Origin of the sequence: Burkholderia sp. 28_3 (assembly GCF_003253915.1) — a bacterium.
GTDB classification, from domain to species: Bacteria; Pseudomonadota; Gammaproteobacteria; order Burkholderiales; family Burkholderiaceae; genus Burkholderia; species Burkholderia cenocepacia.
This window is the reverse complement of record NZ_QKZF01000002.1, coordinates 208266-227421: the sequence shown is the minus strand read 5'-3', so window position 1 is coordinate 227421 and position 19156 is coordinate 208266. Positions and strand designations below refer to the sequence as shown.

Genomic DNA, 19156 nt, shown 5'->3' with positions numbered 1-19156 from the left:
GTCGCTGAAAGTCGATTAGAGGTTGAAGCCAAATCGGCAACCGCCGGACGTATACCCGGCGGCACCGCACATTACTGGTGCAAATAAGGGCGAAAACTGCGATTTCAAGAGGGTCATTCGCCGGCATTCGCCAATGCCGCGAAACAACCGCGCATTTTCCGGTGCAGGCGTCGCATAGTCCGCCGGATCGGGCGAAACGGCCTGTAACAACGCTTACCCGGCAAGGACTAGCTCCGCACAGGCCGGCTGCACTACACTCCATTCAAGCGTCGGAAAGCGTGTTTACCCTGAGCTGACCGCCGCCTGACATCCACCTGGCGCCGTTTTCACCCTTGTTCTCGAGGGGAGTACCGTGAAACTGACCTTTGCGATATCGGTGGTCGCGCTGGTACTCATTGCCGGCACCACCACCATCTGCCTGTCGGGAGCCGTCACCGACCGCACGACCGAGTACGGAAGCGCGCGGGCGACGTTCGACCAGATGTTCAGCTCCCACCAGAAAATCTGTCGATGATGCGCCGGTCGCGCTTCGTCGGCCGGCCGTGCAGTTCGGCCGCCGGCTCGCGATACGTGCGGCGCCGCTCCAGTTCGGCGAGCCGCGCGGCCCGCCCCGCTTCCGTTTCCTCGTAGAGCGTCTGCGCGACGCTCGCGGGCCCGCGCACGTCGCATACGCCCAGCACGGCAATGTGCCAGACGATGCCGTCGATCGCAATCTCGACCTCGTCGCCCACCCGCACGTCCTTCGCCGGCTTGACCGCCGCGCCGCCGATCTTCACGTGGCCCTTGTCGACCGCGTCGGTCGCGAGCGAGCGCGTCTTGAAGAACCGGGCCGCCCACAGCCATTTGTCGATGCGCAGCTTCGCGCCCGGCTCGGTGGAAATCTTGTAGTTCATGATCAGTTGACCGGTTCGGGCTGCGCAGCCTTGACGGGCCAGCCCTGCAGATTCTCCGCGACGATTTCGCCGAGCGCGCCGATCCATGCGGACGCGCCGTTCAGGCACGGAATGCGGTGGAAGGTCTTGCCGCCGCCCGCAAGGAACTCGTCGCGCACTTCCATGCCGATTTCCTCGATCGTCTCCAGGCAATCGGCCGTGAAGCCGGGACAGAACACGTCGGCCCGCCGCACGCCGGCCTCGCCGAATTCGCGCAGCGTCGGCGCGGTGTACGGCTGCAGCCATTCGGCCTTGCCGAAGCGCGACTGGAACGTGACGCGGCACTCGGTGGTCGACAGCCCGAGCGCGGCCATCAGCAACGCGCCCGTTTGCTGGCACTGGTCGTGATACGGATCGCCGAGGTCGAGCGTGCGCTTCGGCACGCCGTGGAAGCTCAGCACCAGCTTGTCACCGGCCGCGAAATCGGGCCGGCCGTGCTGCGCCCAGTACTGGCGCACCTGCTCGGCCAGCGCGTGGATATAGGCCGGATGGTCGGCATAGTGCCGCACCGTGCGCACTTCCGGCTGATTGCGCATGCGCGCGAGCGCGTCGAACGCGGCATCGAATGCGGTGGCCGTGGTCGACGCCGAGTATTGCGGATACATCGGCATCAACAGCACGCGCTCGACGCCCGCGCGCTTGAACTGGGCAAGCGCGTGCGAAATGTTCGGGCTGCCGTAGCGCATCGCGTAGTCGACCGTCACGTGATAGCCGTTCGACGTGAGCAGATGCCGCACGCTGTCGGTCTGGCGCTCGGTGTACACGCGCAGCGGCGAACCCTCGGGCATCCAGACGGCCGCGTACTTCTTCGCGGACGCGCGGCCGCGCAGCGGCAGGATCAGCGTGCGCAGCAGCACCTGCCAGACGGCCTGCGGGATTTCGACGACCCGCGGATCCGACAGGAATTCGGCCAGATAGCGCCGCACCGCGCGCGGCGTGGGCGCGTCGGGCGTGCCGAGATTGATCAGCAGCACACCGATGCGGTGGGCGGCCGCGACGCTCGAAGGCGGCTCAAGATCGAAACGCATGGGCAAGAACGTGCTCGGGGCACGGGACCGGACGGCCCTCAATTATAGCGGGCCGCCCCATGCCGTTCGGCCGACTGTCGCCGCGAGCGGCGCCGCGGCACGATAGCGGGGCGGGATCGAGACGGTGATTGCCTGCAATCGCCGGCGATCGCGGGTTATTGCTGGCTCAGCGTGAGCGACAGCAGGCGCGCGGTGATGTCGACGATCGGTATCACGCGGTTGTACGCCATGCGGGTCGGGCCGATCACGCCGAGCGTGCCGACGATCTTGCCGTTCACCTCGTATGGTGCGGTCACGACGCTCATTTCCTCGATCGGCACGAGCGTCGATTCGCCGCCGATGAAGATCTGCACGCCCTGGGCGTGGCTCGATACGTCGAGCAGTTGCAGGAGGCCCGTCTTTTGGTCGAATACGTCGAACAGCTTGCGCAGCCGCGCCATGTCGGACGAAAGGTCCGCCACTTCGAGCAGGTTGCGCTCGCCGGAAATCAGCACGGTGTCCTCGGTGTCGGGCACCTCGGTGCTGGCCGTCACGGCCGCGTGCATCAGCGTCGTCATGTCGCCGCGCAACTGGTCGATCTCGTCGCGCAGGCGGCGGCGCACCTCGTCGAACGACAGGCCGGCGAAATGCGCATTGATGTAGTTGGACGCCTCGGTCAGCTGCGACGGCGAATAGTCGCGCGGCGTCGCGAGCATGCGGTTCTGCACGTCGCCCTCGGGCGTGACGATGATCAGCAGGATGCGCTTGTCGGACAGGCGCATGAACTCGATCTGCTTGAACACGTGGCTGCGGCGCGGCGTCAGCACGACGCCCGCGAACTGCGACAGGTTCGACAGCACGCTCGCGGCGGCCGCGACCACCCGCTGCTGCGGCTCGCCGGCCTGCAGCGTGTTCTGCACCTGGCGCGCGACGGCCTCGGCGTCGATCGGCGCCTCGACCGTCAGCATCGTATCGACGAACAGCCGGTAGCCGCGCGGCGTCGGAATGCGGCCGGCCGACGTGTGCGGGCTCGACACGAGGCCGAGCTCCTCCAGGTCGGACATCACGTTGCGGATCGTCGCCGGGCTCAGCTCGAGCCCGGAGTAACGGGACAACGTGCGCGATCCGACTGGCTGACCGTCGGCGATATACCGTTCGATCAGGGTTTTCAGGAGGGTTCGTGCGCGAGGATCTAGCATGGTGGAAAATTTTAGCGCAACCGCGCGACCGCGGCGAGTACCGTCCGCCACCGTTGCGCGGGCCGGCCCGATCCGGCCCCGTCGGTGCACAGCCGGTTCTTTTCGTCAACGAGCTATGGTGTAATGCCGGCATGAAAACCGGTAATCAGTTCAATACTGTCGCGCTCGTCGGCCGGAGCAACACGCCCGGCATCGCCGAGCCGCTCGCCACGCTGGCGGACAGCATCGCCACGCTCGGCTTCGAGGTTGTCTTCGAAGGCGATACCGCGCGGGAAATCGGCATCGCCGGCTACCCGGCGCTCACCCCGGCCGAAATCGGGGCGCGAGCGGACGTGGCGATCGTGCTCGGCGGCGACGGCACGATGCTCGGCATCGGCCGCCAGCTCGCGCCGTACCGGACACCGCTGATCGGGATCAACCACGGGCGGCTCGGCTTCATCACCGACATCGCGGCATCCGACATGCAGGCGCTCGTCCCCGTGATGCTGGCCGGCAAGTTCGAGCGCGAGGAGCGCTCGCTGCTCGAGGCGCGAATCGTGCGCGACGGCGAACCGATCTACCACGCGCTCGCCTTCAACGACGTCGTCGTGAACCGCAGCGGCTTCTCCGGGATGGTCGAGCTGCGCGCGTCGGTCGACGGCCGCTACATGTACAACCAGCGCTCGGACGGGCTGATCGTCGCGACGCCCACTGGCTCGACCGCGTATGCGCTGTCGTCGGCTGGCCCGATCCTCCATCCGCAGTTGGCGGGCATCGTGCTCGTGCCGATCGCGCCCCACGCGCTGTCGAACCGGCCGATCGTGCTGCCCGACGATTCGAAGATCGCGATCCAGATCGTCGGCGGCCGCGACGTCAACGTGAACTTCGACATGCAGTCGTTCACGTCGCTCGAACTGAACGATACGATCGAGGTGCGCCGCTCGAAGCACACGGTGCCGTTCCTGCACCCGATCGGCTACAGCTACTACACGACGCTGCGCAAGAAGCTGCACTGGAACGAACACGCATCGAACGAAGACGACAAGGCGTCCTGACGCCGCTGCTCCCGACACCATGCTCCGCCACCTCTCGATCCGCGACTTCGTCATCGTCGCCGCGCTCGATCTCGAATTCGACAGCGGCTTTTCCGTCTTTTCCGGCGAAACCGGCGCCGGCAAATCGATCCTGATCGACGCCCTCGCCCTCGCGCTCGGCGAACGCGCCGACGCGAGCGTCGTGCGCACCGGCTGCGGCCGCGCCGACATCACGGCCGAATTCACGCCGCACGACCGCGTCGCGCGCTGGCTCGACGAACACGCGTTCGACGCCGAGGACACCGTGATGCTGCGCCGCGTGATCGACGCGAACGGCCGGTCGCGCGCGTTCATCAACGGCACCAGCGCGACGCTCGCGCAACTGCGCGAGCTCGGCGAGATGCTCGTCGACATCCACGGCCAGCACGCGCACCAGCTGCTGATGCGGCCCGACGCGCAGCGCGAGCTGTTCGACACGCACGCGGGGCTCGTCGCCGATGCCGCGAACGTCGCGCGCGCATGGCGCGTGTGGCGCGACGCGACGCAGGCGATCGATGCCGCGAAGGCGCACGAGCGCGAATTGCAGCTCGAACGCGAAAAGCTCGCGTGGCAGCTCGCCGAGCTCGACAAGCTCGCGCCGCAAGCCGGCGAATGGGATGAAGTCAGCAACGAACACAAGCGCCTGTCGCATTCGGCGAACCTGATCGAAGGCGTGCGCGGCGCGCTCAACGCGCTGTCCGAGTCAGACGACGCGATGCTCGCGCAGCTCGGCGCGATCGTGTCGAAGCTGCGCAGCCTGGCCGACTACGACACCGCGCTCGGCGATGCGCTCGCGTCGCTGGAGCCGGCCGAGATCCAGTTGCAGGAAGCCGTCTATTCGCTGTCGCACTACGCGCAGCGCGTCGATCTCGACCCAGAGCGGCTCGCGCAGGTCGAAGCGCGGCTCGACGCGCTGCACTCGACCGCCCGCAAGTTCCGGCTGCCGCCCGATACGCTGCACGAAGAGCATGCGGCGCGCCGCGCGCAGCTCGCCGCGCTCGACGCGGCCGCCGATCTCGGCGCGCTCGAGGCCGCGCAGGCGAAGGCGCGGGAAGCCTATCTCGCCGACGCCAAACGCCTGTCGAAAGCGCGCGCGCAGGCCGCGAAGGCGCTCGGCACGGCCGTCACGGCCGGCATGCAGGAATTGTCGATGGCGGGCGGAAGCTTCGAGGTCGCGCTCGTGCCGCTCGCCGACGGCGGCCCGCACGGGCTCGAACAGGTCGAATTCCGCGTGGCCGGGCACCCGGGCGTGCCGCTGCGGCCGCTCGCGAAGGTCGCGTCGGGCGGCGAGCTCGCGCGGATCAGCCTCGCGCTCGCGGTGATCGCCAGCGCGGCGAGCCCGACGCCGACGCTGATCTTCGACGAAGTCGACACGGGGATCGGCGGCGGCGTCGCCGAAGTGGTCGGCCGCCTGCTGCACCAGCTCGGGCGCGACCGCCAGGTGTTGTGCGTGACGCACCTGCCGCAGGTCGCCGCGCGCGGCGACCATCATTTCCAGGTGGCGAAGGGCGCCGACGAGCGCGGCGGCACGGTATCGACCGTTGTTGCGCTCGACCGCGCGAACCGGATCGAGGAAGTCGCGCGGATGCTCGGCGGGCTCGAAATCACGGCCACCACACGCAAGCACGCGAAGGAAATGCTGGCGGCCTGACGCGCGGCGGGAGCGGCCCGTCCCGCGCAAGCCGAACGGGCTCGCCCCTTCGATTCAGGGCGGTACGCGGATCGATGCCGCGCCCGCCCTGCTTTCTTCAAACGGCCGTTTCAACCGCGCCGAATACGCGTGTCCACAACGCCGTCACGGCCGCCCGCTCGTCGGCCACCACCGCCGGGTCGACGCGCGCCTTCTCCATCCCGTCGAGCCGCAGCTTGTGCTGCAGCTTCCGGTACTTGCGGTACGCCGCGCCGACGCGCTCGGCCTCGTCCTCGCCCATCAGCCCGAAGCGCGCGACCTCGCGCAGCAGCGCGATGTTGCCGGTGTTGCGGATCAGCTCGGCGTCGCTCGACGCATGCAGCAGCACCCAGTACTGGACGATGAACTCGATGTCGACCATCCCGCCGCGATCGTGCTTCAGGTCGAACAGCTCGGTCTGGTTCGGGTGGCCGGCAAATACCTTGCCGCGCATGTCGACGATCTCCTTCGCGAGCACGCCGCCGTCGCGCGGCGTCGTCAGCACCTGCTGGCGGATCGCCTCGAAATCCGCGCCGATCTGCGCGTCGCCCGCGCTGTAGCGGGCGCGCGTCAGCGCCTGGTGCTCCCACACCCACGCGGTATTCGCCGCATCGCCCTCGCGCAGCTGATAGCGGCGAAACGCGTCGAGATCGGTGACGAGCAGCCCGGCCTCGCCGTTCGGCCGCAGCCGCAGGTCGATGTCGAACAGTGCGCCCGCGCCGGTCGCCGTCGTGAGCCAGGTGATCAGGCGCCGCGTAAAGGTGGTGTAGACGTCCGCCGCGCGTTCGTCCGGATCGTCGTACAGGAAGATCAGGTCGAGATCCGACGCGTAGCCGAGCTCCTTGCCGCCCAGCTTGCCGTACGCGATCACCGCGAACTTCGGCACGTCGCGATGGCGCTTCGCGAGCTGCGACCAGACGACTTCGATCGTCACGTCGAGCACCGCGTCGGCCAGCTCGGACAGCCGGTCGCTCACATGCTCGACCGACAGTTGGCCGGCCAGATCGATCAGGAGAATCCGGAACACCTCGGCGTGCTGCGCGTGGCGCAGCAGGTCCATCTGCTGCTCGGGGCCGTCGGCCGCCGCGAGCCGCGCGCGCAGCGCATCCTTGAACGCGGGCCAGTCGAACGGGCTCGCGATCGCCTCGTCGTCGAGCAGTTCGTCGAGCAGTTGCGGGTGGCGGATCAGGTAGCCGCCGCCCCAGCGCGTCGCGCCGAGCACCGACAGCACGCGGTCGAGCGCGGCCGGGTATTCGGTCAGCAGCGCGAGATAGACGCCGCGCCGGCTCACCGTCTCCAGCAGGTCGAACAGGCGCACGATCGTGTCGTCGCGGCGCGCGGCGTCGATCTTCGGCGCGGCGTCGAGCGCCCGCTGCGCGACGCTGTCGAAGCGCTGCCGGCTCTTTTCCGGCAGCCCGGTGTAGCGCGACGATTGCCAGATCGCGCGCAGCCGCGCGAGCACGGCGGCCGGATCGGTGAAACCCAGGCCGTCGAGGCGCGCAACCAGCGCGTCGTCCTCGCCGTCGTCGGCCAGCGCGCCGCTCCAGATCCACGCAGCGGCCGTGTCGTCGCCGGCCGCGCACGGCGCGCCGTTCGCCTTGTCGGCAAAAATCTGGTCGAACTGCGTTTCGACGAACGTGCGGTGGCCGTCCAGCACCGTCATCAGCGCCGCATAGTCGGCAAACCCGAGCGACGCGGCAAGCGCCGCACGTTCGTCGGGCTCGACCGGCATCGCATGCGTCTGCGCGTCGTTGCGGTATTGCAACCGGTGCTCGAGCGTGCGCAGGAAATTGTAGGCGTCGGTCAGCCGCGCGCATACGTCGTCACCGATCAACCCGCGCGCCTGCGCATGTCGCAGCACCGCGAGCGTCGGCCGCACGCGGAATTCCGCATCCTGGCCGCCGCGGATCAACTGGAACACCTGCGCGCTGAACTCGATCTCGCGGATCCCGCCGCGCCCGAGCTTGATGTCGTCGGCCTTGTCGGGCCGCATCGATGCGCGGCGCGCGGCTTCTTGCCGGATCTGCTGGTGCAGCGAACGGATCGCGCCGATCACGCCGAAATCGAGATAGCGGCGGTACACGAACGGCTTGACGATCGATTCGAGCTGCGCCGCGAGCCGCTGCGCGGCGTCGCTGTCGCCTTCCGACACGAGCCGCCCCTTGATCCACGCATAGCGCTCCCATTCGCGCCCCTGCACGTAGAAATATTCCTCGAGCATCCCGATGCTGCAGACGAGCGGCCCCGAATCGCCGTTCGGCCGCAACCGCATGTCGACGCGAAACACGTAACCGTCGGCCGTGACCTCGGACAGCACGCCGATCAGGCGCCGGCCGAGCCGCGTGAAGTATTCCTGCGTGGACAGCGGCGAACGCGCGCCGCCGGTGGTCTCGCCGTCGTCCTCGTAGACGAAGATCAGGTCGATGTCCGACGACACGTTGAGCTCCCGGCCGCCGAGCTTGCCCATCCCGACCACGCCGAGCACGACGCGCTGGCCGTCGGCGCCGCGCGGCTCGCCGTACAGCGCCTCGAGTTCGGCCGACAGCAGCGCGAGCGAGCGCTGCACGGCCACTTCGGCGAGGTCGGTCATCGCGCCCGTCACCTCGGCGACGTCGGCCAGCCCGCGCAGGTCGCGCTCCGCGACCGCGCCGAACGCCTCGGCGCGCAACTGCCGCAGCGCGCGCTTCAGTTGTTCCTCGCCCGGCGCCGCCGTGCCGGCGGGTGTCGCGAGCAGCTCGGTGAGGCGCGCGTCGAGCTGCGCGCGGCCGAGCGGCGCGGCCGCCCACGCGGCGATCTGCTCGGCCAGCGCGGGCCGCGCGGCAGCGGCGCGGGCAAGGTATCGGGAATAGGACGTGCTGATCAGGGCGGAAGCGTCGGTCATCGAGAAGCGGGCCTGGCGAAAAGGCCGGCAGGCTGCGGCCGGCGCGTGCGCGCCCCGCTGCCGACCGGCCCCATGGACTCGGCGCGGCACCCGCCGGACGCGCGTGCGCCCGTCGCGACACCGCGCGCCGGAAAGCCCGTGCCGGGCTGCCCCAACGGCCGCCGGCACGAACCCGTGTGATACATTTCAACGTCAGTCTGCAAAACTACCATATCGCCGCCCGTCCGCCGCATGTCCGACCGTCAGGAATCCGCCGTAGCTGCGCCCGAAGCGGGACCTCCGAAGCACGATCATCCGGTCCTGCGTCGCGTGTTCAGGGTGACGCTGGCAGTCGGGATCGGCACCTACTTCGTCGCGTCCGGCGCCTTCCTCGGGCTGCGCTACGTGCTGCTGCCCCGCATCGACGAATTCCGCCCGCGCATCGAGCGCGCGGTGTCCGACAAGCTCCACGCGCAGCTTTCGATCGGCAAGCTTTCCCCGAACTGGTCCGGCATGCAGCCGGGCGTCGAACTCACGAACCTGACGATCCGCGGCCGTGACGGCAAGGTCGCGCTGTCGGTGCCGCATGCGACCGCCGCGCTGTCGTGGATGTCGCTGCTGCGGCTGTCGCCCGCGCTGTCGAGCCTGATCGTCGACCAGCCCGACCTCGTGGTCGCGCGGGCGGCCGACGGCTCGCTGAGCGTCGCGGGCGTCGGCGTGGCCACCACCCACGGCGGCAACGACACGTTCGGCACCTGGCTGCTGAAGCAGGAGGCGATCGTGCTGCGCGGCGGCACGCTGCGCTGGCGCGACGCGCAGCACGACGCACCGGAGCTCGTGCTGTCGGGCATCCGGCTCGCGGTGCTCAACGACGGCCGCGTGCACAAGGCGGCGCTGCAGGCGCCAGCGAACGGCACGCTGCTGCTCGGCCCGCTCGATTTCCGCGCACGCTTCAAACACAAGCCGCTCGCGCCGATCGGCAAGCCGGCGAACTGGACCGGCGACGCGTACCTGTCGACCGGCCCCGTCGACCTGCAGACGCTCACGCGCTATCTCGACGTGCCGCTCACGATCCACGCGGGGCGGATCGACAACGCGATCTGGGCGACCTTCGGCGACGGCCACTTGCGCTCGGCGGGCGGCGACCTGCAAGGCGCCGACGTCGCGCTGCGCGTGCGCCCGACGCAACCGCGGCTCGACGTGCCGACGGTCGGCTTCGGCTGGGACATGGTGCTCGACGCGGGCCACGACTACACGCTGCACCTGACGCGCTTCAATGCGGAACTCGGCCAGCCGCCGCTGCCGGACGGCACGCCGCTCGCGCGCTCGCTCGCGCTGTCGACGCTGACGGCGCGCTACCGCGTGCCGACCGCGAACCAGGGGCAACTGCTCAGCGTGGTCGGCGACCGCGTCGATCTCGGCATCCTCAGCGAATTCATCCGCGGGCTGCCGCTGCCGGCGCGCCTGCGCAACGAGCTGATCAAGATCGACCCGCGCGGGATGGTGTCGAACTATCACATCGAGGTCGAGCGCGCGAAACCCGCGCACCCCGATCTCGCCGACGAGGAGCGGCACATGGGCGCCGCACCGATCGTCCGCTACCGCTTCCTCGGCGATCTGCAAGGCATCAGCTTCGCCGCGCAGGAGCCGCCGCCCGGGCTCTCGCCGCGCGGCCACCCGCGCGCCGGCTGGCCGGGCGTCGAGAACCTGTGGGGCCGCGTCGATGCGAACGAGACCGGCGGCGCCGCGCATATCGACACGGTCAACGCGGCCGTCACCGTGCCCGGCGAATTCGACGAGCCGCGCCTGACGTTCGACCGGCTGCGCGGCAATGCCAAATGGACGATCACGCCCGCGCCCGGCGACAAGCACGCGCGCGTCGACGTGTCGCTGCCCGACCTGCTCGTGTCGAACCCGGATGCCGAAATCGCGGTGTCGGGGTCGTACACGAACCCCGGCCACGGCCGCGGCTCGCTCGACCTGCGCGCCGATTTCGCGCGCGCGTCGGTCGCGCGCATTCCGCGCTACCTGCCGACCGGGATGTCCGAGCACCTGCGCGACTATCTCGGCCACGCGCTGCAGGACGGCAAGGTGACCAAGGGCGCATCGATCGTCGCGCGCGGCCCGCTCGAGAAATTCCCGTTCGAACACGAGCCGGACGCCGGCGTGTTCCACATCGTCGCGCCGTTCACCGGCGGCCGCTTCGAGCCGACGCCGTACCCGCCGCGCAAGCTTGCGAACGGCACGCCGAGCGTCTGGCCGGCGCTCGACGGAATCGACGGCGTGTTCGAGCTCGCGCAGAACAAGCTGCGTTTCGACATCGACCGTGCACACTACAAGCGCGTCGCGCTGACGAAGGTCGCGGGCCGCATCGACGACCTCGGCAATCCGTCGCACTCGCCGCTGATCATCGACGGCCATGCGCAGGGCCCGATCGCCGACCTGATCGACTACGCGGACAACAGCTCGCTCGGCACGATGAGCAACCACATCGGCCAGCGGATCGACGCGCAGGGCCCCGCGTCGCTCGCGCTCAAGATCACGATTCCGCAGCACGTCGCCCATCCGCACACGCACATCGAAGGCGCGCTCGGGTTCGGCGGCAACACGCTGTCGACGAGCGGCGTGCCGCCGCTGTCGGCGCTGCGCGGCAGCGTCCGTTTCACCGAGGCGGGCGCGTCGCTGCACGCGCTGTCGGGGCGCTTCCTCGGCGGCCCGGTGCGCGCGAACGGCACCTTCCAGTCACACGGCCCGTACGCGGTGGACGTCGACGGCCGGCTCGCGCTCGACGCCGCGCGCGGCCTGAACCTGCACGGCGCGGCCGCCGCGCTGCTCGAACACGTGGTCGGCGACGCGCCGTACAAGGTCGCGGTGCGCGGCGCGCCGGGCCGCCTGCCCGACGTCAGCGCGCAATCCGACCTGACCGGCGTCGCGCTGAACTTCCCGGCGCCGTTCGCGAAACCGGCCGGCACGCCGATGCCGTTCCGCTTCACGCTGCAGCCGGCGCCGCAGGCGGACGGCAAACGCCTCGAACATGCCGACCTGACGCTCGGCCCCGTGTCCGCGACCTACCTGCTCGACGCGACGCGCGGCCAGCCGCTGCGCGCGGTGCGCGGCGCGATGGGCATCCACCGGATGCCCGACATGCCGCAGGACGGCGTGAGCGCGGCCGTCGACGTCACCGAGCTGGACGCCGACGCGTGGCTCGCCCTCGCACACACGCTGCAGCCCGACACGCCGCGGGCGCCGGAACCGCAAGCCGCGCCGCGCGTCGATTTCGCGAGCTTCGCGCCGAAGCGCTTCGCGTTCCACTTCGGCACGCTGAAGCTGCTCAAGCGCAACTGGGAGAACGTGATCGTCGGCGCGTCGCACGTCGACGACCTGTGGCAGGCCAACATCGCGTCGAACCAGGTGTCGGGCTACCTGTCGTGGGCGCCGGGCGGCGGTCACAACGGCGCGGGCGTGCTGAACGCGCGGCTCGCGAAGCTGGTCGTGCCGCAGAGCTCGCAGCACGACCTCGTCGGCCGCGCGATGAACCTGCCGACGCCGACCGACCGGCCGATGCCGTCGATCGACCTGATCGTCGACCAGGTCGTCGCGCGCGATCACGACATCGGCCGGCTCGTCGTCAACGCGCGCAACATCGACGAAGACGGCACGCCGGTGTGGCAGCTCGACAAGCTGGAACTGTCGAACCCGGCCGCGAAGCTCACGGCGACCGGCAACTGGCGCACCTCGCGCCGCGCACTGGCCCGCGGCGTCGACGAAAACGACGCGCCGCGCCGGACCGTGTTCGACTTCAAGCTCGACATCGACAACGCGGGCGCGCTGCTCGACCGCGTCGGCCTGCCGCGCACGCTCGCGGACGGTCACGGCTCGGTCACGGGCAAGGTCGGCTGGCGCGGCGGCCCGACCGCGCTCGACTTCCCGTCGCTCGGCGGGCAGGTCGCGCTCGACCTCGAACACGGGCAGATCCTGAAGGTCGATCCGGGCGCGGCGAAACTCCTCGGCGTGCTGAGCCTGCAGAGCCTCGCGCGCTTCCTGACGCTGAACTTCCGCGACGTGGTCGGCAAGGGGCTGCCGTTCGACAAGATCACCGGCACCGGCCGAATCTCGAACGGGATCGCGCGCACCGACGATTTCTCGATGATGACGGGGCCCGCGAACGTCACCGTGCGCGGCGCGGTCGATCTCGGCACCGAGACACAGGACCTGCATGCGCACGTCGCGCCGAAAATCAGCGCGGGCGCGGCCGCGATCGGCGCGGCCATCATCAACCCGCTGCTCGGCGTCGGCGTGCTGGCCGCGAACTACGCGCTGTCCGAGACGCTGTCGCGCGCGTTCGCGCTCGACTACGCGATCACCGGCTCGTGGGCGCACCCGCACATCGAGCGGGTGCGGAGCGATCAGGGTAAGATGAATCACGGTCCGGCCGATGCGGCGAGCCATTGAGCGCGCATCGCACCACGTACGGCGCCGGGCCGCACCCCATTTATGACGCAACCGATTCCGCGATGACCGACCACGCCCGTTCCGCCACGCCCTTCCAGGTCGCCGCGCTGCAGATGGTGAGCACGCCGGACGTCACACGCAATCTCGCCGAAGCGCGCCGCCTGATCGCGGAAGCCGCCGGCGAAGGCGCGCAGCTCGTGCTGCTGCCCGAGTATTTCTGCTTCATGGGCCACCGTGACACCGACAAGCTCGCGCTCGCCGAACCGTACCGGGACGGCCCGATCCAGCAGTTCCTCGCCGACGCCGCGCGCCGCCACGGCATCTGGGTGATCGGCGGCACGCTGCCGCTGAAGGCGCCCGAACCCGATCGCGTGCTGAACACGACGCTCGTGTTCGATCCGTCCGGCAACGAGGCCGCGCGCTACGACAAGATCCACCTGTTCAACTTCGAGAAAGGCGACGAATCGTTCGACGAGGCGCGCACGATCCGCGCGGGCGACACGGTCGTCGCGTTCGATGCGCCGTTCGGGCAGGTCGGCCTGTCGGTCTGTTACGATCTCCGCTTTCCGGAGCTGTATCGCCGCATGGGCGACTGCGCGCTGATGGTCGTGCCGTCGGCGTTTACGTATACGACGGGCCGCGCGCACTGGGAAACGCTGCTGCGCGCGCGGGCCGTCGAGAACCAGTGCTACGTGCTCGCGGCCGCTCAGGGCGGCAAGCACGAGAACGGCCGGCGCACGTGGGGCCACAGCATGCTGATCGACCCGTGGGGCGAGATCGTCGCGGTGCGCGACGAGGGCGCCAGCGTCGTGCTCGGCGCGATCGATCCGCAACGCATCGCCGACGTACGCCAGAGCCTGCCTGCGTGGCGGCACCGCGTGCTGACCTGAATCCGCCGCACCGCTTGAAACGCCGCGCGGCCCACCCATCTGCCCGGCAGCACCCGACAACTTTTTGAGAAACCCCGATATCCGCATGAACATCATCGAACCCGGCATCCGCAATCTCGCGCTGGCGAAGGACATCCTGCTCACGCCGTACGGCCTCGACGAAAGCCTGCTCACGCGCACGATCGCCGACATCTTCACGCATCGCGTCGACTACGCGGACCTGTACTTCCAGGCAACCCGCAGCGAAGCGTGGAGCCTCGAGGAAGGCATCGTCAAATCGGGCAGCTTCAGCATCGACCAGGGCGTCGGCGTGCGCGCGGTCGCGGGCGACCGCACCGCGTTCGCGTACTCGGACGACCTGTCGCCCGAAGCGATCGCGCAAGCCGCCGCCGCCACCAAGGCGATCGCGGCGGCCGGCGGCGGCCGCCAGAAGATCAAGGCAGCCACGTCGCTGACGGGCATCTCGGGCCGCGACCTGTACCTGCCGTCCGACCCGCTCGCGTCGCTCGACGCGACGGCCAAGGTCAAGCTGCTCGAACGCATCGAGCAGATGGCGCGCGGGCGCGATCCGCGCATCACGCAGGTGATGGCGGGCCTCGCCGGCGAATACGACGTCGTGCTGGTCGCACGCAGCGACGGCGCGCTCGCGGCCGACATCCGCCCGCTCGTACGCGTGTCGGTGACGGTGATCGCCGAGCAGAACGGCCGTCGCGAGATCGGCTCGGGCGGCGGCGGCGGCCGCTTCGACTACGGCTACTTCACCGACGACGTGCTGTCGCGCTACGTCGACGACGCCGTGCACGCGGCGCTCGTCAACCTCGATGCACGTCCCGCGCCGGCCGGCGCGATGACGGTCGTGCTCGGGCCGGGCTGGCCGGGCGTGCTGCTGCACGAGGCGATCGGCCACGGCCTCGAAGGCGACTTCAACCGCAAGGGCTCGTCCGCGTTCGCGGGCCGGATCGGCGAGCAGGTCGCCGCGAAGGGCGTGACGGTGGTCGACGACGGCACGCTGCCGAACCGCCGCGGCTCGCTGAACATCGACGACGAGGGTAACCCGACGCAGTGCACGACGCTGATCGAGGACGGCATCCTGAAGGGCTACATCCAGGACACGCTGAACGCGCGCCTGATGAAGATGCCGGTGACGGGCAACGCGCGGCGCGAGTCGTACGCGGCGCTGCCGATGCCGCGCATGACGAACACCTACATGCTGAACGGCGACAAGGATCCGCAGGAAATCATCGCGTCGGTGAAGAACGGCCTGTACGCGGTGAACTTCGGCGGCGGCCAGGTCGACATCACGAACGGCAAGTTCGTGTTCTCGGCGTCCGAGGCGTACATGATCGAGAACGGCAAGATCACCTACCCGGTGAAGGGCGCGACGCTGATCGGCAGCGGCCCGGAATCGCTGAAGTACGTGAGCATGATCGGCAACGACATGTCGCTCGACACGGGCGTCGGCGTATGCGGCAAGGAAGGCCAGAGCGTGCCGGTCGGCGTCGGCCAGCCGACCCTGCGGATCGACAAGATGACGGTCGGCGGTACGGCATAACCGCATCGCGGCGCAGACAATCCGCGCAGTTTGACGAAAACACGCGGATTGTCCGCATTTTCGACGGTTCCCGGTTGCCAGCCGGCCGGGGACGGGGTATAAATTCCGAATCAACTTTTTTGACGAGCCGAATTTCCGTCATGTCCGCCAAGTTTTACTTTTACTTTTTTTGGTATCTCAGACCGCTGGCGGATCGAGAGGGTTGATGGCGCGTAAAGCGCAACCGAAATTCCCGAAAAAACCGCCGGCGAACCCGGCGGTTTTTTTTCGCCCTTCGCCAGCCGGTCGCCGCCGCAGCCGTTCAGCAGCCCCGACCGACACCACTGAATCGCCCGAATCGATGAATCTGCCGCACGCCCACTGACCGAACGGCGCCCGGAAAATGAGGAGAAACAGCATGCCCCCGCACAACACCGACGACGTCCGCATCCGCGAACTCAAGGAACTGACGCCGCCCGCCCACCTGATCCGCGAATTCGCGTGCTCCGAAGCCGCGTCCGAGCTGATCTACCACTCGCGCCAGTCGATGCACCGCATCCTGCACGGGATGGACGACCGGCTGATCGTCGTGATCGGGCCGTGCTCGATCCATGACACGAAGGCGGCGATCGAATACGCGGGCCGGCTCGTGAAGGAACGCGAGCGCTTCAAGGGCGAACTCGAAATCGTGATGCGCGTGTACTTCGAGAAGCCGCGCACGACGGTCGGCTGGAAGGGGCTCATCAACGATCCGCACCTCGACAATAGCTTCAAGATCAACGAAGGGCTGCGCACCGCGCGCGAGCTGCTGCTGCAGATCAACGAAATGGGGCTGCCGGCAGCAACCGAATACCTCGACATGATCAGCCCGCAGTACATCGCCGACCTGATCTCGTGGGGCGCGATCGGCGCGCGCACGACCGAGTCGCAGGTGCACCGCGAACTCGCGTCGGGGCTGTCGTGCCCGGTCGGCTTCAAGAACGGCACCGACGGCAACGTGAAGATCGCGGTCGACGCCATCAAGGCCGCGTCGCAGCCGCACCATTTCCTGTCGGTGACGAAGGGCGGCCATTCGGCGATCGTGTCGACGGCCGGCAACGAGGACTGCCACGTGATCCTGCGCGGCGGCAAGGCGCCGAACTACGACGCGGACAGCGTGAATGCCGCGTGCGCGGACATCGGCAAGGCCGGCCTCGCCGCGCGTCTGATGATCGACGCGAGCCATGCGAACAGCTCGAAGAAGCACGAGAACCAGATTCCCGTGTGCGCCGACATCGGCCGCCAGGTCGCGGCCGGCGACGAACGCATCGTCGGCGTGATGATCGAGTCGCACCTGGTCGAGGGCCGTCAGGACCTGAAGGAAGGCTGCGCGCTGACCTACGGCCAGAGCATCACCGACGCGTGCATCGCGTGGGACGACAGCGTGAAGGTGCTCGAAGGCCTCGCGGAATCGGTAAAGGCGCGCCGCGTCGCGCGCGGCAGCGGCAACTGAAGGACGCGTACGGCCTCGCCTGGCGGCAGATTGGCCACCCGGCCAACCTGCGGTCGGCGTGTCGCCCTGCCAGACTAGCTAACACTACCTAGCTAATCAGAGGCCGACCATGCCGACCGTCAACATGCACGATGCCAAGTCGCGGCTTTCGAGCCTCGTCGAAGCGCTTGAATTGGGGCGGGAGTCCGAAGTCGTGATCGCCCGCAATGGGCATCCGGTCGCCCGGATCGTTCCTTACGCCGCGCCGAAGCGGATCGGCGCAGCCCGTCAGCTGCTGGCCGGATTGAATATCCCGACAAGCGTCGACGCATTCAATGCCGGCGATGAATCGATCGCCGCCGACTTCGATGCCAGCTCGGATCACGGGCTCGCGCCGTGAAGCTGCTGCTCGACACGCACATCGCGCTCTGGGCGGCTGAAGGCGCACCGCAACTGTCGGCAACCGCGGCCGCGTTGATCGAACATCCCGAAAACACGCTGTACGTCAGCGCCGCATCAATTTGGGAAATCGCGATCAAGTACCGCACAGGCAATCTGCCCGTCCATCCGAGAGATGCACGTTCGGCCTTTCGGCTTGCGGGTTTTGCGGAGTTGCCGATCAGCAGCGATCACGTCGAAGGCGTCGCCGTACTGCCCGACTTTCCGGATCATGCCGATCCATTCGACCGCATGATGGTCGCGCAGGCGCTCCATGAAGGAATGCCGCTGCTCAGCGCCGATGCCAAGGTGTGGCGCTATCACCCCACCCTGATGCTGCGCGCCTGACGCACCATCCGCAACGAAGAAGCCCGGCTCGCGCCGGGCTTTTTTATTGGCCGGAGACCATCGGTGCGCGCATCACTCGAGCGCGCCCGAACCGAAGATCTCGGTGTTCACGCGCTCCGGCGCGGCGCCCAGCGCGACGAGCGCGTCGCGCTGGGCCTTCATGAACGCGACCGGCCCACAGATGTAGTAATCGGCGTCCGCCACCAGCGCGTACTGCTGCACGCGTTCCGGCGTGAGGCGTCCTTCGAGGTCGTGGTCGATGCCGACGCGATCGTTCGGGCCGACCAGTTCGTACAGCACCGTGCGTTTCACGTTCGCGTGTTCGCCGACGGTGTCGTTCAGCCAGTCGCGGAACGCGTGCACCGCGCCCGAACGGCAGGCGTGGATGAATCGCACGTCGCGCGGGCTGCCCGCCGCGATCAGCGTCGACGCCATCGACATCATCGGCGTGATGCCGACGCCGCCCGAGATCAGCACGACCGGCGTATCCACGTCGCGCTTCAGCGAAAAGTCGCCCATCGGCGCGGTGACTTCGACGATCGCGCCCTCTTCGACGCCATCGTGCATCAGCGTCGACACCTTGCCGGCCGGAATCGCTTCCGGCTTGCCGGCCTCGCGCTTCACCGAGATGCGCAGCCACTGGCCGTGCGGCGCATCGGACAGGCTGTACTGGCGCGGCTGGTCGACGCCGAGCTCGCCGACGAAGCGCTTCACCGTGACGTACTGGCCCGGCTCGAACGTCGGCGCTTCGCCGCCGTCGGCGGGCGTCAGGTAGAACGACGTGATCTCGTCGCTTTCACGCACCTTGCACGCGACCTTGAACGGACGGAAGCCGCTCCACGCGGCGTTCGCGTACAGATCGGCCTCGGCGCCGATCATGATCTGCGCGAGCTGGCCGTATGCGACGCGCCAGGCTTCGAGCGTGTCGGCATCGACCGCGTCGCCGAGCACCTCGACGATCGATGCGAGCAGGTTCTCGCCGACGATCGGGTAATGCTCGGGGCGGATGTTCAGGCTCGCGTGCTTGTGCGAGATGCGCGACACCGCGCCGCCCAGCGCGCCGAGGTTGTCGATGTTCGCCGCATACGCGTAGACGGCCTTCGCGAGCGTCTCGGGCTGGCTGCCGGTCTTCTGGTGCGTCTGGTTGAACAGGTTCTTCAGTTCCGGATGACGCGCGAACATGCGCTGGTAGAAGTGCTTCGTGATCGTCGCGCCGTGCTCGGCGAGGACGGGGGCGGTGGCCTTCACACGGGCCATCTGGTCAGCGGTGATGTGGGTCATGTTCGTTCTCCGTTAAACATGCACAA

General features: G+C 68.7%; 15 protein-coding genes. 9 read left to right on the top strand and 6 right to left on the bottom strand.

From position 1 onward, the window contains the following. The first annotated feature begins 352 nt into the window (after nt 1-352). Complete coding sequence (locus tag DFS13_RS40215; RefSeq protein ID WP_006476841.1) at nt 353-514, top strand: hypothetical protein; 162 nt, start codon at nt 353-355, stop codon at nt 512-514. On the opposite strand, the gene DFS13_RS05725 is transcribed toward DFS13_RS40215, so the two are convergent. The 3 genes from DFS13_RS05725 to hrcA form a co-directional block, all read right to left on the bottom strand. Next, nucleotides 486-893, bottom strand: a complete 408-nt coding sequence (locus DFS13_RS05725) for an RNA-binding S4 domain-containing protein (protein ID WP_006484997.1) — start codon at nt 891-893, stop codon at nt 486-488. The two genes, DFS13_RS40215 and DFS13_RS05725, sit on opposite strands and share 29 nt — an antisense overlap. A gap of 2 nt (nt 894-895) precedes the next feature. Further along, nucleotides 896-1960: a ferrochelatase gene (hemH, locus tag DFS13_RS05720; RefSeq protein WP_006484983.1), complete on the bottom strand. Its 1065-nt coding sequence runs from the start codon at nt 1958-1960 to the stop codon at nt 896-898. A 155-nt stretch (nt 1961-2115) separates the two neighbouring features. Next, complete coding sequence (gene hrcA, locus DFS13_RS05715) at nt 2116-3138, bottom strand: heat-inducible transcriptional repressor HrcA (protein WP_006484956.1); 1023 nt, start codon at nt 3136-3138, stop codon at nt 2116-2118. A gap of 131 nt (nt 3139-3269) precedes the next feature. Between hrcA and DFS13_RS05710 the strand changes: the two genes are divergently transcribed. Together DFS13_RS05710 and recN are read left to right on the top strand one after the other, a co-directional pair. Then, nucleotides 3270-4172, top strand: a complete 903-nt coding sequence (locus tag DFS13_RS05710; protein WP_006492558.1) for an NAD kinase — start codon at nt 3270-3272, stop codon at nt 4170-4172. A 19-nt stretch (nt 4173-4191) separates the two neighbouring features. After that, nucleotides 4192-5841, top strand: coding sequence for a DNA repair protein RecN (gene recN, locus DFS13_RS05705; protein ID WP_006484926.1), 1650 nt, complete (start codon nt 4192-4194; stop codon nt 5839-5841). A gap of 97 nt (nt 5842-5938) precedes the next feature. Here the strand turns inward: recN and glnE are convergent, their stop codons facing one another. Beyond that, nucleotides 5939-8740 (bottom strand): bifunctional [glutamate--ammonia ligase]-adenylyl-L-tyrosine phosphorylase/[glutamate--ammonia-ligase] adenylyltransferase, encoded by a 2802-nt coding sequence (gene glnE / locus DFS13_RS05700; protein WP_062911002.1) that lies wholly within the window; start codon nt 8738-8740, stop codon nt 5939-5941. A gap of 231 nt (nt 8741-8971) precedes the next feature. Here glnE and DFS13_RS05695 point away from each other — a divergent pair, with 231 nt between their 5' ends. The 3 genes from DFS13_RS05695 (at nt 8972) to tldD (ending at nt 15613) form a co-directional block, all read left to right on the top strand. Then, nucleotides 8972-13171, top strand: a complete 4200-nt coding sequence (locus DFS13_RS05695) for a YhdP family protein (RefSeq protein WP_111441442.1) — start codon at nt 8972-8974, stop codon at nt 13169-13171. Nucleotides 13172-13233: 62 nt separating this feature from the next. Then, nucleotides 13234-14061 (top strand): carbon-nitrogen hydrolase family protein, encoded by an 828-nt coding sequence (locus tag DFS13_RS05690; RefSeq protein ID WP_034200997.1) that lies wholly within the window; start codon nt 13234-13236, stop codon nt 14059-14061. A gap of 85 nt (nt 14062-14146) precedes the next feature. Then, nucleotides 14147-15613, top strand: a complete 1467-nt coding sequence (gene tldD / locus DFS13_RS05685) for a metalloprotease TldD (protein WP_006489294.1) — start codon at nt 14147-14149, stop codon at nt 15611-15613. A gap of 177 nt (nt 15614-15790) precedes the next feature. Here the strand turns inward: tldD and DFS13_RS40210 are convergent, their stop codons facing one another. Beyond that, a complete protein-coding gene (locus DFS13_RS40210; protein WP_006497499.1) occupies nt 15791-16012 on the bottom strand; it encodes a hypothetical protein in 222 nt (73 codons plus the stop codon). Between DFS13_RS40210 and aroG the strand changes: the two genes are divergently transcribed. The 3 genes from aroG (at nt 16011) to DFS13_RS05670 (ending at nt 17849) form a co-directional block, all read left to right on the top strand. Continuing rightward, a complete protein-coding gene (aroG, locus tag DFS13_RS05680) occupies nt 16011-17084 on the top strand; it encodes a 3-deoxy-7-phosphoheptulonate synthase AroG (protein WP_006489288.1) in 1074 nt (357 codons plus the stop codon). The two genes, DFS13_RS40210 and aroG, sit on opposite strands and share 2 nt — an antisense overlap. A 109-nt stretch (nt 17085-17193) precedes the next feature. Next, complete coding sequence (locus tag DFS13_RS05675) at nt 17194-17463, top strand: type II toxin-antitoxin system Phd/YefM family antitoxin (RefSeq protein WP_006489304.1); 270 nt, start codon at nt 17194-17196, stop codon at nt 17461-17463. Next, nucleotides 17460-17849, top strand: a complete 390-nt coding sequence (locus DFS13_RS05670; RefSeq protein WP_084750891.1) for a type II toxin-antitoxin system VapC family toxin — start codon at nt 17460-17462, stop codon at nt 17847-17849. Before DFS13_RS05675 ends, DFS13_RS05670 begins: the two co-directional genes overlap by 4 nt. A 72-nt stretch (nt 17850-17921) precedes the next feature. Here the strand turns inward: DFS13_RS05670 and hmpA are convergent, their stop codons facing one another. Next, the gene (gene hmpA / locus DFS13_RS05665) at nt 17922-19130 is read right to left on the bottom strand and encodes an NO-inducible flavohemoprotein (RefSeq protein ID WP_111441441.1); all 1209 of its coding nucleotides are present in this window, start codon (nt 19128-19130) and stop codon (nt 17922-17924) included. Nucleotides 19131-19156: the final 26 nt, after the last annotated feature.